This window comes from Candidatus Nitrosocosmicus sp. R (genome assembly GCF_054408505.1).
Genome location: NZ_CP167090.1, coordinates 1,105,001 through 1,121,690 on the forward strand (window position 1 = coordinate 1,105,001; position 16,690 = coordinate 1,121,690).

15 protein-coding genes, 1 rRNA gene and 1 pseudogene are annotated in these 16,690 nt (G+C 38.0%); 13 read left to right on the forward strand and 4 right to left on the reverse strand.

Annotated elements, in window-relative coordinates:
• The first annotated feature begins 361 nt into the window (after window positions 1-361).
• The 10 genes from AAGU22_RS05710 to AAGU22_RS05755 all read left to right on the forward strand — a co-directional run bounded on the left by AAGU22_RS05710 (window position 362) and on the right by AAGU22_RS05755 (window position 10,930).
• Window positions 362-3,317 (forward strand): 23S ribosomal RNA (locus tag AAGU22_RS05710).
• A 339-nt stretch (window positions 3,318-3,656) separates the two neighbouring features.
• The gene (locus tag AAGU22_RS05715) at window positions 3,657-4,646 is read left to right on the forward strand and encodes a DHHA1 domain-containing protein (RefSeq protein WP_458721241.1); all 990 of its coding nucleotides are present in this window, start codon (window positions 3,657-3,659) and stop codon (window positions 4,644-4,646) included.
• A gap of 83 nt (window positions 4,647-4,729) precedes the next feature.
• On the forward strand, window positions 4,730-5,215 hold the full coding sequence (locus tag AAGU22_RS05720) for a dual specificity protein phosphatase 23 (RefSeq protein ID WP_458721242.1): 486 nt from the start codon (window positions 4,730-4,732) through the stop codon (window positions 5,213-5,215).
• 69 nt (window positions 5,216-5,284) lie between these two features.
• Window positions 5,285-7,054: a trypsin-like peptidase domain-containing protein gene (locus tag AAGU22_RS05725; RefSeq protein ID WP_458721243.1), complete on the forward strand. Its 1,770-nt coding sequence runs from the start codon at window positions 5,285-5,287 to the stop codon at window positions 7,052-7,054.
• Window positions 7,055-7,106: 52 nt separating this feature from the next.
• Window positions 7,107-7,532: a hypothetical protein gene (locus AAGU22_RS05730; protein ID WP_458721244.1), complete on the forward strand. Its 426-nt coding sequence runs from the start codon at window positions 7,107-7,109 to the stop codon at window positions 7,530-7,532.
• 124 nt (window positions 7,533-7,656) lie between these two features.
• Window positions 7,657-7,851: a hypothetical protein gene (locus AAGU22_RS05735; RefSeq protein ID WP_458721245.1), complete on the forward strand. Its 195-nt coding sequence runs from the start codon at window positions 7,657-7,659 to the stop codon at window positions 7,849-7,851.
• A gap of 125 nt (window positions 7,852-7,976) precedes the next feature.
• Window positions 7,977-9,458, forward strand: coding sequence for a menaquinone biosynthesis decarboxylase (locus tag AAGU22_RS05740; RefSeq protein WP_458721246.1), 1,482 nt, complete (start codon window positions 7,977-7,979; stop codon window positions 9,456-9,458).
• A gap of 90 nt (window positions 9,459-9,548) precedes the next feature.
• Window positions 9,549-9,908 (forward strand): hypothetical protein, encoded by a 360-nt coding sequence (locus AAGU22_RS05745; protein ID WP_458721247.1) that lies wholly within the window; start codon window positions 9,549-9,551, stop codon window positions 9,906-9,908.
• 91 nt (window positions 9,909-9,999) lie between these two features.
• The gene (dps, locus tag AAGU22_RS05750) at window positions 10,000-10,590 is read left to right on the forward strand and encodes a DNA protection during starvation protein (RefSeq protein WP_196815728.1); all 591 of its coding nucleotides are present in this window, start codon (window positions 10,000-10,002) and stop codon (window positions 10,588-10,590) included.
• 181 nt (window positions 10,591-10,771) lie between these two features.
• On the forward strand, window positions 10,772-10,930 hold the full coding sequence (locus tag AAGU22_RS05755; protein WP_458721248.1) for a hypothetical protein: 159 nt from the start codon (window positions 10,772-10,774) through the stop codon (window positions 10,928-10,930).
• A gap of 302 nt (window positions 10,931-11,232) precedes the next feature.
• On the opposite strand, the gene AAGU22_RS05760 is transcribed toward AAGU22_RS05755, so the two are convergent.
• The gene (locus AAGU22_RS05760) at window positions 11,233-11,706 is read right to left on the reverse strand and encodes a hypothetical protein (protein ID WP_458721249.1); all 474 of its coding nucleotides are present in this window, start codon (window positions 11,704-11,706) and stop codon (window positions 11,233-11,235) included.
• Window positions 11,707-11,740: 34 nt separating this feature from the next.
• Here AAGU22_RS05760 and AAGU22_RS05765 point away from each other — a divergent pair, with 34 nt between their 5' ends.
• A complete protein-coding gene (locus AAGU22_RS05765) occupies window positions 11,741-12,169 on the forward strand; it encodes a J domain-containing protein (RefSeq protein ID WP_458721250.1) in 429 nt (142 codons plus the stop codon).
• 172 nt (window positions 12,170-12,341) lie between these two features.
• Here the strand turns inward: AAGU22_RS05765 and AAGU22_RS05770 are convergent, their stop codons facing one another.
• The gene (locus tag AAGU22_RS05770) at window positions 12,342-13,229 is read right to left on the reverse strand and encodes a glycosyltransferase family 2 protein (protein WP_458721251.1); all 888 of its coding nucleotides are present in this window, start codon (window positions 13,227-13,229) and stop codon (window positions 12,342-12,344) included.
• Window positions 13,226-13,663 carry an HIT family protein gene (locus AAGU22_RS05775; protein WP_458721252.1) on the reverse strand — a complete coding sequence of 146 codons (438 nt, stop codon included), beginning with the start codon at window positions 13,661-13,663 and terminating at the stop codon, window positions 13,226-13,228. The genes AAGU22_RS05770 and AAGU22_RS05775 overlap by 4 nt, the downstream gene beginning before the upstream one ends.
• Window positions 13,664-13,779: 116 nt before the next feature.
• Between AAGU22_RS05775 and AAGU22_RS05780 the strand changes: the two genes are divergently transcribed.
• Together AAGU22_RS05780 and ilvD are read left to right on the forward strand one after the other, a co-directional pair.
• Window positions 13,780-13,965, forward strand: a complete 186-nt coding sequence (locus AAGU22_RS05780) for a hypothetical protein (RefSeq protein ID WP_458721253.1) — start codon at window positions 13,780-13,782, stop codon at window positions 13,963-13,965.
• A gap of 62 nt (window positions 13,966-14,027) precedes the next feature.
• Window positions 14,028-15,756, forward strand: a pseudogene (gene ilvD / locus AAGU22_RS05785) (dihydroxy-acid dehydratase).
• Here ilvD and AAGU22_RS05790 read toward each other — a convergent pair.
• Window positions 15,753-16,634, reverse strand: a complete 882-nt coding sequence (locus AAGU22_RS05790) for a hypothetical protein (protein WP_458721254.1) — start codon at window positions 16,632-16,634, stop codon at window positions 15,753-15,755. The pseudogene ilvD and the gene AAGU22_RS05790 sit on opposite strands and share 4 nt — an antisense overlap.
• Between the last annotated feature and the right edge of the window lie 56 nt (window positions 16,635-16,690).

The following is a 16,690-nucleotide window of genomic DNA, read 5'->3' on the forward strand; positions in this document are numbered from 1 at the left end:
AGGAAAACTCCAATTGAATAAGGATATCAACAACATGTAGTAACACATTATCGCGGATTTCAAAATAGATTATATTCGCGTAATAACAATGCAGTCATAATAATAAACAAAATTTCAGTTGATTGTTATAGTGCAATATGTGTGTTATAGTTGTAGGTAAACAGCAAATAATCTTTCATACATACGAAATACCAATACCAACCAAATTGAATTAGACTTTTCTACCACAAGTGGAACTAACTAACTAACTAACTAACTAGATAACTAATAACAAACAAAAGATCCAAAGGACAAAGAAAGAAACTCCAAATAAAAAAGTAATTAATTAATTAATTAATTTATTAATTAATTTATAACTACTGGACTGGTGCAAAGACGCCGATTGGTGGATGACTCGGCTTGATAAGCGATGAAGGACGTGGCAAGCTGCGATAAGCCTGGGTTAGGTGCATGCGACCGACGACCCCGGGATTTCCGAATGAGGTCTCTCTATACACTCCCATGCTTTAGCTAGGGAGAGCAAACCGTCCGAAGTGAAGCATCTGAGTAGGACGAGGAAGAGAAATCAATTGAGATTCCGTTAGTAGCGGCGAGCGAAAGCGGAATAGCCCAAACTGAATCTGTTATGGTAACATGATAGAGATGTGGTGTTACGGGTATGACGTATAGGATCCTGTAATCGAAGCCAAAGTGTACTGGAAAGTACCGGAATAGAGGGTGATACCCCCGTAGGCGAATGAGAGCAGGATTCTGTCATATTCAGAGTAACTGGCCTTGGCAGTGGCCAGTGAAGATGGGTGAAAGTAGCATCCAAGGCTAAATATTCATCAAGACCGATAGAATACTAGTACCGTGAGGGAAAGTTGAAAAGTACCCCGGAAGGGGGGTTAAAAGCGCCTGAAACCAATCGGTTACAGACGTGTATGGCTCGAAAGGATTTCTAGAGTCATACGTTCCGTCTAGAAACACGGGCCAGGGAGATTGCTGTCATGGCAAGCTTAACCTTTAACAGAGGGAAGGCGAAGGGAAACCGAATTTGCGCATTTTTTCATTTGAAAAAAGAGGCAATGGATCTGAAAGGGTCTTGAGTCATGGCAGTAAGGCTAGAAACCGGACGATCTAGTCCTGGATAAGACGAAGGTGAGCGAAAGCTCGCTGGAGGTCTGCAAGGGTCCTGACGTGCAAATCGGTCCCCTGATCTGGGATTAGGGGTCAAAAACCAATCTAGTCCGGTGATCGCTAGTTCCCACCGAAGTGGATCGCAGTCCTGCCTTAGCTGAGATTGCTTGTACTGTAGAGCACCGATCGGGCGGTAAGGGCTCGAAAGAGCTCGCCATCCATTCGAACTCCGAATGTGCAAGCGTCGTAGAAGCTAGGAGGCGGGTTTATGTGGGGTAAGCCTCATAACCGAGAGGGGGACAACCCAGACTAAAGTTAAGGTCCCCAAATGTCTACTAAGTGTCAAACCAAAGGGTGTTTTCGAGCAAAGACAGCAGGAAGGTAGGCTCAGAAGCAGCCATCCTTCAAAGAGTGCGTAACAGCTCACCTGCCGAGCTCGAAAGCCCCGAAAATGTACGGGGCTCAAGTAGACTACCGATACTTTAGACCACCGACGATGTCGGTGCGTGGTAGGTGGGCGTAGTGTTTGGGTAGAAGCTGGGCTGTAAAGTCCAGTGGACCGAACTACTAGTGCAGATCCTGGTGGTAGTAACAGCATAGCCGAGTGAGAATCTCGGCGACCGCATGGGCAAGGGTTTCCCGGCAATGCGTCATCAGCCGGGAGTTAGCCGGTCCTAAAAACAACCTCAACAGAATTGTTTGAATGGGAAACTGGTTAATATTCCAGTGCCTTGAAAGTTCGTTATTCACCTCTTCTGTCGCTTCCGGATAGGGTAAGCAGAACCGTCGTTCTGTCTAAGTATTCTAGCTTTGAGGAGTGCCGTAATGGCGAGAATTAAAGCGAGATACCAATGGCCTTCTGCAAGGAGGGTTTACTTGATTCCAGGAGACAATGAAAGCAGAAATAGGAAGATACTTTCAAGACCGTACCGAGATCCGACACTGGTGCCCTGGATGAGAAGTCTAAGGTCTATCGGGTATACCGTATGGCAAGGGAACTCGGCAAAATAGCTCCGTACCTATGGTATAAGGAGTGCCTGCAGTTTTTACGAGGAGTAGGGACTGCAGGTCGCAGTGACTAGGGGGTCCCGACTGTTTAATAAAAACACAGGTGGTCGCTAGTCCGAAAGGATGTGTATGGCCTCTGTATCCTGGCCAGTGGCGGTACCTAAAACCTGGGTTCAACTGGGCTAAGGGCCGCTAAACGCCGGGAGTAACTCTGACTCTCTTAAGGTAGCCAAATGCCTTGTCGGGTAAGTTCCGACGTGCATGAATGGAACAACGAGGGCCCCGCTGTCCCTGCCTACAACCCGGTGAAGCCACATAACGGGGACGAACAGTCCCCGAACCTCTGTCGGGGAGAGAAGACCCTGTGGAGCTTTACTGCAGCCTGTTGTTGCGATATGGTGTCAAATGCAGAGAGTAGCTGGGAGCCGTTATGGTCAGTTCTCCGGGACTGATCTAGGCAAAAGTGTAACACCAGCCATTTGTTACCGTATCGCTAACCTGTTTAACAGGGACATCGGCAGGTGGGCAGTTCGGCTGGGGCGGCACCCCCTTGAAAATGTATCGAGGGGGCCCAAAGATTGGCTCAGGCGGGACAGAACTCCGCCGGTGAGGGCAAAGCCAAAAGCCAGTCTGACTGGATTCCCAATGATACGGGATTCAGAGGCGAAAGCCGGGCTTAGCGATCCATCATGTCCTCACTATTGGGGGCTGGTGGTGACAGAAAAGTTACCCTAGGGATAACAGGCTCGTCGCGGGCGAGAGCTCCCATCGACCCCGCGGTTTGGTACCTCGATGTCGGCTCTTCCCATCCTGGTTCTGCAGCAGGAGCCAAGGGTGGGGCTGCTCGCCCATTAAAGGGGAACGTGAGCTGGGTTTAGACCGTCGTGAGACAGGTCGGTCTCTGCCTGACAGGGGCGTGGTTGTCTGAGGGGAAGTTGCCCCTAGTACGAGAGGAACAGGGCAGCGCAGCCTCTGGTTTATCAGTTGTCCGACAGGGCAAGCTGAGCAGCTAAGCTGTTTAGGATAACTCCTGAAAGCATCTAAGGAGGAAGCCTTTCCCGAGAAAAGACAACCTTCCGTAAGGAGGAGGGCGGCCATAGAAGATGGCGTTGATGGAATGGAGGTGTAATTATCAAGCCTTCGGGCGAGATATTCAGCCTGCCATCACCAATAGCCCAACGCACCTGATCTGTAATTAAAAAATTACAACCGACAAGAAAATTAGTGAATTAATACACTATAACACATTTATCTGGTACTATTAACAAGATTTTGAAAATTTTGTTCATGACTATATTGTGCGTAAAGAGTAGTGTCGTATATTGGAATCAATTATTTGTGATGCTATAGTTATTGATATCTCTACTATTCAACGGAGTTTTTCTAATTGTATCTATATATTTATTTACATTGGGATAATAATTTTTATCACATATCGAATACATTTGAGTTCCTACTAACGAGATTTTAATATTAGTAAGTACGATATAAACATCTAAATATCAATCTTATGCTAAATTCTCGTTATATTGAAAAGTATTTGTATATCCCATAAGGAAGATGTTGATGGGATAGTTTCCGCTGCGTTACTACAAAACGCTTTGAAGATTAGGAACATATTTTTGGTAGATTATCCAAATTTATTGAATTCCTTAGACTATACCATATCTCTATGTCATAAGAATAGAAAATTCTCAAGAGTTTTTATTTGTGATGTTGGTCTAAACAAAAAGAATCAAAACTTATTTATAGACAAGTTAAAGATCCTGCTTCTTAGAAATATAGAAGTTATCTATATAGATCATCACTATCTTGAGGTGGAAATAAGAAGAGAGCTGGAATCAATTGGAGTGAAACTAATTCATGATATCAATGATTGCACTTCTGTTCAAATTTATCATCTAGTTAGAACAAAATTAAGCAGTGGGTTTGCGTTTTACGCTGCTGCAGCAGCGTTAACGGATTATATGGAGTCAAATCCAAAGGCAAGTTTATTAGTTAGTAAATATGATCGAACGTTCTTAATGTTGGAATCGTGTTTCTTATCATATATCATATCTTCTTCGCAAAAGAATATCGACTTTCTAAAGTTTATCTCTAGAGCGATATCCAAAGGTAAAATGCCGCATGAGATTAAGAATGGATTTAGATTGGTCAGGGAGTTTTGTGAGAAGATTAATAAAGCAATTACCATAGTAGAAGAGCAATCTAAACACTTGAACAATATCTCATATTTTGAACATAATTTAGAGTTGTCTTCAAGCATGATAGTAAATTTCGTTTTGGGTATTACGGGTAAGAAGGTTGGAATAGCATTTAAATTAAAATCAAATATTAATTCATATATTCTTTCTATTCGTGGATCTAAGGAATGCAAGATTCATCTGGGGATGATAGTAAACAATTTGTCTGCGGAATTAAATGGTAGCGGAGGTGGGCATGATAAAGCATGCGGAGCTGTAATACCTACAGAGAATTTCAATAAATTTTTAGATAGATTAGATCAAGCAATCATCTAACCATATCCAAAAAACTATTTAATCAATATTTGATTTATAACATAGATTCCGATATGACCAGAATAGGAGAGATATATCGTAGGGTGCATGGTAGATTAGTTGAACGACCGACTAATTTTAGTTGGGTGATCCCACAAAAGTTGGCTGGTAGTGGCTTGCCATCATCTTATGATCAACTCACATGGCTTGCGTCTAATAATATAAAAAGTTTGGTTACTGTCAGAGAGATTCCCTTACCAGAAATTTGGATTCAAAAAGTGAATTCTCAAAACCACGAGTTAGAAAATTATTTTTTGAAAACAGATGATTATAATGCACCAACTATCGACGAAATTCATGAAGTGGTGGATTATATCGAAAAAAAGATCGAAGGAAATAAGCCCGTATTGGTTCACTGTGCTGCAGGAAAGGGAAGGACAGGAACCATCTTGGCGGCATATTTGATAAAAAAGGATGGGTTGACTCCATATGAAGCAGTAAAGAAATTGAGACTAATGAGACCTGGATCAGTTCAATCAGAACGACAATCTATGGCCATTGAACACTATCATAGATTCCTTAACCAATAAATTTAGTACTATTAATAAAACTGCAAAATTTAAATTGACTCAAAAGTTCCATATCTATTGACGATTAACATGATGTTCAATTCCTTACAAGATTATCGAGTTAGAATAAATAAAAAGATGAAAGTGATTATAGTATTTCTAGCATCATTTTTTATCATCACTTCTCTATTTTCTGTTAATACTTTTAATTCTGTCCCATTCGTTAGTGGGTCGGAAGATAACCTAACTTTAGACTTCGATCAAATGGCCACCCGCGATAGTCCCGATCTTACCACCAGAGAATATAGTAATTCGCTACCTGATCTTTTTGATAGGGTCGAGAAATCAGTGGTTCAGATAACTGAACCGGGGAACACCCAAGCTACCGAACCTAACCAGTCAAGATTGGGATCTGGATTTGTATATGATAAATTAGGACACATTGTTACTAACTTTCATGTGGTAGATGGTTCAAAGAATAATAAAGTCTACGTAACATTTCTGGATGGAGTATCATATGAAGGTGATATTATAGGAACCGATCCTTATTCAGACCTCGCCGTTCTTAAACTTTCTGAAGTGGATAAGAATATTAGTTCCAAATTGGTCCCATTAGAATTGGGTAATTCTTCTACGATTCGAATCGGACAAAAAGTTGTAGCTGTTGGAAACCCTTTTGGATTGTCGGGATCTTTATCTGAAGGCATTATCAGTGGTCTTGGAAGGCTAATGCCAGCTGGCTATAATGGTGGATCCCCGCAAAATCCGTTTGATAAACCCCAGATAATGAAATCAGTTCCGTCATTTTCAATACCTGACATCATTCAAACAGATGCCGCCATAAATCCCGGTAACTCAGGAGGTCCACTAATTGATATGAATGCCAATGTTATCGGAATTAATACGGCTATTTTCTCCAATACTGGGGTTTATTCTGGGATCGGATTTGCCATTCCTTCTAATTTTCTGACAAAAATTGTACCCCTCTTAATAAAAAACGGAGAATACGATCATCCATACATTGGGGTAAATGGATTTGATATAACTCCAGAGATAGCAAAATTATTGAATTTGCCTGAAGCTGTGGGCTTTTTAGTGATCAACGTTACAGATGATAGTCCTGCCAAACTAGCTGGGTTACTAGGAGGCAATAAAAGCATGGTAATAAACGGATTGCCTATCGAACTTGGTGGCGATATAGTTACCGAGATAGATGGAAAGTCTGTTAGAAAAGTGGATGACATTTTATCATATTTAGAGAATTACAAGCGTATAGGTGATAACGTTACTCTAACAGTATTAAGAGGTCCAGATCTTGTTAAACAGGTCTTAACGATCCCATTAACTGCTAGACCGTCCTTGGAAACGAATTTGACTCATCCATCTTTGGGCGTAATAGGTTTGGATGTAACCCCTGAAATTGCCAAGTTAATGAATATTTCACGTGACAATGGCTTTTTAATTACGAGCATAATTGGTAATAGTTCTGCTTCTAAAGCGAATTTGAGGGGTAGCTATGTAGTTACCGAGGTTAATGGGACAGTGTTGGAGTTAGGAGGAGACATAATAGTAAAGATGGATAATGTCGAAGTAAAGAACCAAATGGACATAAAGAATTACTTAAAGACAAAGAATATTGGCGATTCTATTGTCATTACCTTGTTAAGAGACGAACACTATTTAACAAAATCCCTAGTTCTTGATCCGATTAGCGAAAATCAACGAATATTGGAGGATTCCAAAAACACTACAAATGATTTGTCTCATCCTCTCTCACAGGATGACCTTAAAGAATTTTTAGAGTCATGCGCAAAGGTGTTGCCTGGGGAGGCTTGCGAATCGATGATAATCATAAAATAATATTCTCGCAATACATGATATATATCGGCCTTAAAATATAGTTATAGGGAACATGATTTCAAGGAATGAAGATGAATTCCACTTATTTTGTAAACAAGTAGTGGATTTGGATCCAAGTATACGGTTTGCGGGTATCGCGGATGAGGATGGAAAATTGGAATCCATAGCCGAAAGAATCGGGCTGGTCCCACTATTAACTCCTGAGGAGAGGGCTCAATATGCCATTACTGCTGCTACTAGGCAGTATACACGTCTGAGGTGGGAATACATGTTAGGTAAAATACAATATGCTAGTTCAAAATACGAACGCCTGATTAGAGCTACCATACCAATTACTGACGAAAATAGTACTTTATCGTATGTCTTACTATTGTCTTTCGATCCTGAGATTACAAATGTTCATCAAATTATTACAGAAAAAATAATTCCGTTTATAAACGAGAACAAAACCAACCTGACGAAATTACACAATAAGTAAGAATGACAACCTTATTAGACATGTTGTATCCGAATAAGTTTTTTTTATTGTAATATTTTTTAGAGTAAAATTTACCTATAATAAACGAAGATGTTATATACCCGAAAAATCTACCTAATGATGCATGAATAAGTTCAATGTATTCGTAGTTTTAAGTATCGTAGCTGCCGCATCTTTATTTGGAGCAATGGTAACACCAGCTCTCGCACAAGACAATATGACAATGACCATGGACAATTCCTCAATGCCAATGGACAATATGTCAATGCCAATGGACGATAATATGACTATGACGATGGATAATAGTACAGTATCTTAAACTAGATTAAGATATTAACCAATAATATTTTTTTTAGAATTGATTTTTTATTTTTTACATAATTTTTTTTTGAATTCGATGATATGTAACCGATGATTAAATAAGGCCAAATATAATTATTTTTAATGACTTTTGACAATCTATCCGAATATTTGAACGCCTTAGAATCAGCTGGCGAATTAATAAAAGTGCAGACGGAAGTAAATTCTGATTTAGAAGTCGCTGAGATTATGAGACGTTTGATGTATACAAAGAAAAGTCCAGCTATTCTCTTTGAAAACATAAAGGATTTTGAAATCCCCATCCTCGGCAATGCATTCGGATCGATTAAGAGATTACAAATAGCTTTAGACTTGGATGATTTTTCAGAAATAGGGAATAGAATAGTTGAGATGACCCGAATGAAAATGCCCTCAGGGGTCTTAAATAAACTAAAAATGCTTCCAAGGTTATCGGAGATCTCTGAGTACGGCCCTAAAATTGTGGATAAAGGTCAGGTTCAAGAGGTCATTGAAACACATAATCCTTCCTTCAAACAATTTCCTATTCTCAAATCCTTTAAACAAGATGCAGGAAGATTTATTACCTTTGGAATGACCGTTACCAAACATCCAGAAACCGCCATTCGAAACATAGGGGTTTATCGCATTCAAATTTTGAATGACAATCAAGCGATAATGCACTGGCAGATTCATAAACGTGGTGCTCAGCATTCTGATATCTCAAAAGAATCTAAAAAACCAATCGAAGCAGCAATAGTAATTGGGGCCGACCCCGGGACTATTTTCAGCAGCATAGCCCCAGTTCCGGAGGGTATGGATAAATTTCTATTTGCAGGTATTTCTCGGAAGAAAGGGGTAAAAATGGTAAAGTGCGAGACAGTAGATTTGGAGGTTCCTGCTAATTCAGAAATCGTATTTGAAGGCGTCATCAATCCAGAACACCTTGAAACTGAAGGGCCATTTGGTGATCATACTGGATATTATACCCCACCTGACAAATTCCCTGTATTTACCTTAACCGGTGTTATGCATAGAAAAAAGCCTATTTATTTGACCACTGTAGTGGGAAAACCCATTCTCGAGGATGCTTATTTTGGAAAGTTGATAGAAAGGTCTTTTTTACCTTTGATACAGATGTTCCAACCCGAGGTAGTAGATTTCTCGATGCCGGCAGCCGGATGGTTTCAAGGATTGGGAATTATCTCTATTAAGAAGAGATACCCTGGGCAAGCAAAAAAGGTGATGATGGGATTATGGGGGTTGGGCCAACTTTCCTTAACTAAGATTTTTGTAGTAGTTGACCATGATATTGATGTTCATGATATGGATAAGATTATTTGGGCCGTAACCACCAAAGCGGACCCAAAACGGGATATATTGATAATAGAGAATGTACCTACTGATACTTTGGATCCTTCATCTCCTTTAGTAAATTTTGGATCAAAAATGGGGATAGACGCCACAACCAAATGGAGAGAAGAGGGTTTTTTTAGGGAGATTCAGGAGGAAGTTCAAGTTGATGAGGAAACGAAATTATTAGTTGACAAAAAGTGGTCTTTGTATGGATTTCCTCTAGGAAAAACCAACACCAACCATATCGACTGAAAGGATTTTTTGAATGTATTCATGCATGCCTAAAATCAACTTAAAGCCTTATATTTAGGAAATTCGTATAGTAAGTTACTAAGATAGATAATGTCTACTAAAGACAAGATCAAGACTAACAACCTCCAGTTGAAAAAAGCCATGAAATGTGAGAGTTTGGATGAAGGGACATTTGCATTCTTGAATTGGATGAATTGCAAGTCATTTGATAGTGAAGGATATGATCAGAGCCCACCTTTAATCTTGAAATATGTTGATTTTCCTAAGGTTGATTTGGTAAAACTATTTGATGGATTTTTGGGAAAGGACATTATTGTCAATATAGTTGATTGCATACCAACATGTAAGACATGTATAGCAGACGATTGTTCACATATCGGTTTTACTATATGCTTACTCCAGCTAATTGAGCGAGAGGGATATGAATCAATGGACGACATATTGAAATAAATAATTGGTAAAATTGAGAAATTGGATTGACAAAATACTACGAGAAGAATTTATGATAAAATTTTTATATTCATTAGTCTAAGGTTTGTTGATGACTGAGAATAATGAGTATGTTCCGAATGTAGTGGCTTTGGAGGTATTAGAAAAAAATGGTGTAAATATTGAAAGACTAAAAGAATTGATAACCAAAGGCGTGGGTGCGGAATTTACCACCTATTATTATTATACTATTTTGAGGATGCACTGTACAGGTCTCGATGGGGAAGGAATCAAGGAGATAGTTGAAGATGCGAGGATTGAAGATAGAAACCACTTTGAGGCTATGGTTCCACGACTCTATGAATTGGGGGGAAGTTTGCCACGAGATATACGAGATTTTGCAACCCAAGCTGGATGTCCAGACGCATATTTGCCAGAGAATTGGAAGGATTTAACTTCTATCATAAAAGTACTTTTGGAAGCAGAACAATGTGCTATCCGTTCCTGGGGAGAAGTATGTGACATGACTGGTGGAAAAGACCCTAGAACGTTCGATATTGCCCAAAGGATTATGCAGGAGGAAATTGAGCACGAAGCTTGGTTCATTGAACTATTATCAAAAAGACCCTCTGGGCACTTTAGAAGAAACTTTCCTGGACAATCGCCGTATACTTCTGGTGCCGGTGGACTCAGCCACCTTTAATTTTTATTCAAGTCAAATTGCTTTTATATTGTTTTTAGGGTTTTTTGGAAACTTTTACTTATTAATAAATGAGAACCGCACAATTATGAATTCGTACTGTAAAGTAGTCATTTAACTTTGCCTTATAAGATTTTTTCAATAATAGAGAAATATTTTATAAACCCATTGTAAACTAATGATAATGGTATTGCACTTGACAAATAGAAGGAAAGGGGAAGTTCTAATGGCTATAGCTGGGATTGGCCTGGCCATAGGTGCTATGAGTATCAGCGTACCACAAGTCGCATATGCAGGCTTGTGTATAACTGGTTTGGGGATAGTATCGATGTTGTGGAGATAGAAATAATGGATGCCTCTTAACTTTGTGCTTCGTAAATGTGGTATAAAATGCAAGACAGCACTGGAAACTATTCGACTAAATATACAATATGATAATTTAGGTAGAGATAGAGTAAATCTGTTTCATCAGCTTTTGTACAAATGGAACCCTAATGAAATTTTCATGTTAGCTGATAATCTTAGTATCAATTGAGTATGAAGGGTCCGAAAACAATTAGAAATACAATATTTGTAGATACATATCCAGGAGTTATTTAACGGTTGTTCGATGTATGATTTTTTCTTCGTATTTTAACTTGAGTCTTATTTCTTAAAAGTAGAATTCTTCAAATCCCAACAACGTCTGCATAATTGGCCATTAATATGCCACAGTGGTTTGGGGTTATATCTGATGAAACCCAATTTCTTGTTGCATTCATAGCAATAATTATTGATTTTTTCGTATTCTTTGGCTTTTCTTTCATAGCATTGAATGCACATCAGTTGAGTAGTATTCAGATTCCACCTCCATTCAGGTTTCTTAACTTCACCGGAAATCAGATTCTTACACACAAAGCATATCTGGTAGTTTGTTTCGGATTTCATGGGATATGAATTTTTAATTGGTTTACTAATATTTGATTTCTCTGTTTCATTGGGTTGAAAATATTCTTTGTTTGAATCTATATCCTCTTCCTTATTAGAACGGGCTGATTTTCTTCTAAATGGAATCTTCACTTCAAAATATATTCCAATTTGTCTTATTTTAGAGTTGTAATATTCTTTCTTCCAAAGCAAATACTTAATTTTTAGAACTCTTCATTTAATGTTGTTGTCAAAGTCTTACTATGACATACTTGAGATAGACCAACATGCAACTATTGCCGATATCAAAAAATCATTCAGACTTCTTGCCCTAAAGCACCATCCTGACAAGAATAAAAGTAACGAGTCTCATCAAAAGTTCTTACAAATAGTAGAGGCCTACGAAGTACTTTCTGACGAAAATTCAAGAAGGAAATATGACTTGATCAATTCTTCAAACCAATTTTCTAATTTTATCCCCAATTGGACACCATCGGCTGACTTGTCAAAATTTTATAGTTACGATGTCATAAAGAATTGGTACGTACCTAACAAGTCTACTGGGGGTATGTGGGACATAGGAGAAAAGGAAAACCTTGGAATGTGGAAGACCACATTAGCACTATTTGGATCATTAGCATGTGTTGCAGTTTTTATTATTATTTTATCAAATTAATTATTGCAACTATCAATCTTTCTTAATATTAGAGATAACCAAAAATAACTAGACGTTTTTGTTTCTCATTTTTTACGGCTAGGAAGTATCCGTTCCATGAATTTCATCATAAACATCATTTTCTTATCCTTCGAGTATTTCACATTTTTTTAATCTCACACAAGTTTGAATTCTAACTTTTTGTACTATTAGCAGGTTCCCAAATGTAGGAGACTCTCTCTCTATCCTTAAAGTAGCTAAGTGGTAACTGAAGATAACACAATAAAAGACATACCGAACCTTTTGGATATTTTATCGAATTCTTGAAAAATTCCTTAATTGTAGTGGATACAGGAGCATTGAAATCAAATTTTCTTGTCAGTTCCTTTAACTGATTATGCCCTATTAATGCTCTCACTATCTGACTATAAAAATCATGTTTGGTGATTGGAGGAGTAAAATAGATTATTGCATCGTCATCATAGATTACCTTCTTGTTCATTTCAAGCACTCTACATTGGAGATATAGGTCTATCGCTATTATTTCCTGGGGAATTTCTATCCCTCTGGCCAATTCAGTATTCAAGGCGATTGCCCTTCCCATAGTTGTATATTGAGAAAGGCCGTTCAATCTTATCGACCTTAACCAATAACCGATAAAAATAGATGCACAAGCATATAGGTTTGTACTATTACTTTTAGGGACTGTATTAGACGCACACAACCCAACGATATCTGAGATCCTATTAGATAATTGGGATATGCAATTTTCTCCGATCTCAATGTCTGCGTCCAATAATACTATAATACTACCTTTTGCATTTCTGAATATAGCATTCCATCCTTGACTTGCCCCTTTTCTTGTTTCATTGTGAATTAAACGAATCCTGAATTCTGGATTTTGAGACTTTATTTTGTTGATTAGAATTGGAGTTTCATCATTTGAATCGTCTACGAAAATAACCTCTGTGATAACTAACTTGTCTCCTAACCGTTGAGCTTTGAGCGAATCAAAGAATTTCAAAATATTATTTTCTTCGTTATAAGTAATTATTCCTATTGTGATATCGCTTTTATTCATGTCGCCTCGATATTCTCTCTAATTTTTTGAGCTATACTCTCAAGCTCCTTTATCTGTGCAATCTTGCGCATGGGCCATTGACCTTTAACTTTCTCAATCGAATATCTGGGGACTATATGAACGTGCACATGAGGTACAATCTGATTTGCAGATTTTCCATTATTCTGGTTGATGTTAAAACCATCACTACCTAAAACACTAGCAATTGCCTTTGCTAATCGTGGGACTAATGAATGCATCTCTCCTACTTCCTTTATCGGCATTTCCAGAATATTTCTAAAATGTTTTTTAGGTACTATCAGAGAATGTCCATGATTTATAGGGTATTTATCCATGAAAGCTAAAAATTTTTCATCTTCATAAATTATTGCATTGGGTAGATTTTTCAGTATAATTTGACAAAAAATACAATTGTGATTCAATGTCTGCATCATTATCAAGATAATAATATTGAAATATTTAATTTAATATTTAACAGTTAATATGTTTTGTCATAATTTGGTGTTTATTTTTAGTTCATTTTAAATAGCTCGAAAATTTTTTACAAAGTATGAGTGAATCAATTGAGTTAGAAAGTTTTACACTGAATTTTTCTTTCCCATGCCCGAAATGCGAATACCTTAATGAGATCTCTTCAAGTGAATTGCATAATAATAGCATCGAATGTGGAATGTGTGAGACAATATTCAAGTTTGAGGGTTTGGATTCTATAAAAATATTAGCTACTTTGGAGTAGTGAGATAATCTTACGAAAAAGAATTAAGTTTTTATTTTGTGATTTTAATCTAGATATTTGTAATGATTTTACCTAGCAGAAAAACAGTTGAAGGAGCATCCCGAGCGCCTCATAGGGCAATGTACAAGTCGATGGGTCTCTCAGACGATGATTCTTGGTAGGCCTTTAGTAGCAGTTTCTAGTACTTGTAATGAGGCAACCCCATGTAATATTCACTTGGGGAAACTTGCTCAAAAAGCTAAGGAAGGTGTGAAGGACTCTGGAAATACTCCTCGGGAATTTACTACCATAGCTGTTTCTGATGGGATTGCAATGGGACACGAAGGGATGAAATCCTCTCTAGTTAGCCGTGAGATCATTGCGGATTCGATTGAGGTTATGGTCAGAGCACATCAATATGATGCAATAGTGGGAATTTCCGGATGTGATAAAAGCTTACCGGGAACTTTAATGGCTATGGCTCGACTCAATTTACCTTCCATCTTCGTTTATGGCGGTACCATTCTTCCTGGTAATTGGAATGGCAATCCGGTTACGATTCAGGATGTGTACGAGGCAGTGGGAACATATGATGCTGGTAAAATGAGCTTGGAAGAATTGACAAGTCTAGAAAATGTTGCCTGCCCATCGGCCGGATCATGTGCAGGAATGTATACCGCTAATACCATGGCGTCCATAAGCGAAGCCTTAGGGATGTCATTACCGGGGAGTGCAACACCACCCGCGGAAAGTGAAGAAAGGCACAAAATTTGCTTTGAAACGGGAAAATCTATAGATCAGCTCTTGCTCAGCGATTTGAAACCTAGGGATATAATGACTTACGAAGCATTCGAAAATGCGATCATGATGGCAAATGCGATAGGAGGTTCGACTAATGCGATACTTCATATATTAGCACTGTCGCGTGAAACAGGAATCGATTTGGATATAAAGGATTTTGAATATATACGAAAAAAAACGCCTCATATTGCAAATATGAGACCGGGTGGGAGTTACGTAATGTTGAACTTGGATAATATTGGAGGCATCCCTGTAATTTTGAAATCATTGTTTGATAAAGGTATCTTAAATGGTAACGTAGAGACCGTTACTGGTAAGACAATGAAAAAAAATCTCGAGTCCTATGACTTTAGCAAATCCAAGTCTTACTATAAAGCACAAAAAACGGAATTTCGAAATATCCTTCGAACTGTCGATAATCCAATACACAAAGAAGGAACGTTAAAAATTTTATTCGGAAATTTGGCTCCAGAGGGCGCTGTAATCAAAATTGCAGGATTGAAACAAGATAAATTTGAAGGGATTGCAAAAGTTTATCATTCAGAAGAATCTGCATTTGACGCTGTTTCTAAAAGAGAAATCAGCGAAGGTGAAGTTGTTGTTATAAGATTCGAGGGTCCGAAGGGTGGACCGGGAATGAGGGAAATGCTTGCAGTGACAGCGGCCATTGTGGGTCAAGGGTTGGGTGAAAAAGTTGCTATGCTCACTGATGGTCGATTCTCTGGCGCAACCAGGGGATTTATGATAGGGCATATGTCTCCAGAAGCAATGGTGGGTGGACCAATTTCAATAATCAAAAATGGTGACAATATCAAGATCGATTTACTCAAAGAAACGGTTGATCTCAAGATTTCAAAGAAAGAATTCACAAATAGGATCAAGAAATTTAAACCTATAAAAAATAGGTACCGGTCAGGGGCCCTAGCAAAATATGCAACATTGGTCAGATCTGCATCAGAAGGTGCTATAACCTCTCCGATACCAAAATATATGAAAAAAAACTTCACCTAATTTTTTATTTCAATGGAATCTATGATCCCATAAAGTGGAAAGTTATGAAAATGATCGGCTATTTTGTTATCAAGGAAAATAATTTGAATTAGCTCAAAATTATTGAGTATCAATACTACCTTACTATTCTCAGATACAAGTTTATCATCTGTAAAAAAGTCTACTGTTCCGTCGATAAATATGGTGTCATCATTTCCAAAAAACACATTTCCATCGCCATTGAAATTGTTAACTGTATGCCAGTGAAATCCTCTGGCATTTGAGGAGATCATTACGAATTTTGAATCAAAAAATTCAACTTTCGAAGAATTAATATTCATCTCCCAATTGCCGGAAACTATTGTTGAAATATTCGTATTAATGAGGCTACCAGAGTCATTAGCATTTACATAGTTACTAATGGTTGGATTTCCTTTTTCAATCGATTGAATAATAATACCCGAAAGCATTGAAACCAAATTATTTGATAAGTTATCGGTCTGATTCAATTGACCTGTCCCAGTAGTATCCTCACGAGTGCTCTGACTTAAGTTCATGTTTGATTGTAAACTGTCTGTGCTGATTACGCTATCATTCCGTTGCGTAGGTGATTCAGTTTGATACGAATTTTGAATATTCATACCAAGAGGTGAAGACGTAATTAATTGATTATTTTCATTGGATCCGTTATTTGGAATTAGCGATGTATTCAAGGTGGAAACCAGGAATCCCGAAAGTGCAAAGGTATTGTTGACATCAAGTCGGCTGCTCTTTGAATCCAAGCTTTTTTCTTTAAACAAGATATTTTTTGTTTCGGCAAGTACGGCATGGAAAGTACTTTGAGTGAAATAGAGCAAGAAAACTAATATGAGTAGTAGTAAAATTCTTGTCAAATCCAATAATTATAATATTACTGAATTTTTTTAAATAAATTTCTTTCCTTAGTAAATTTAAT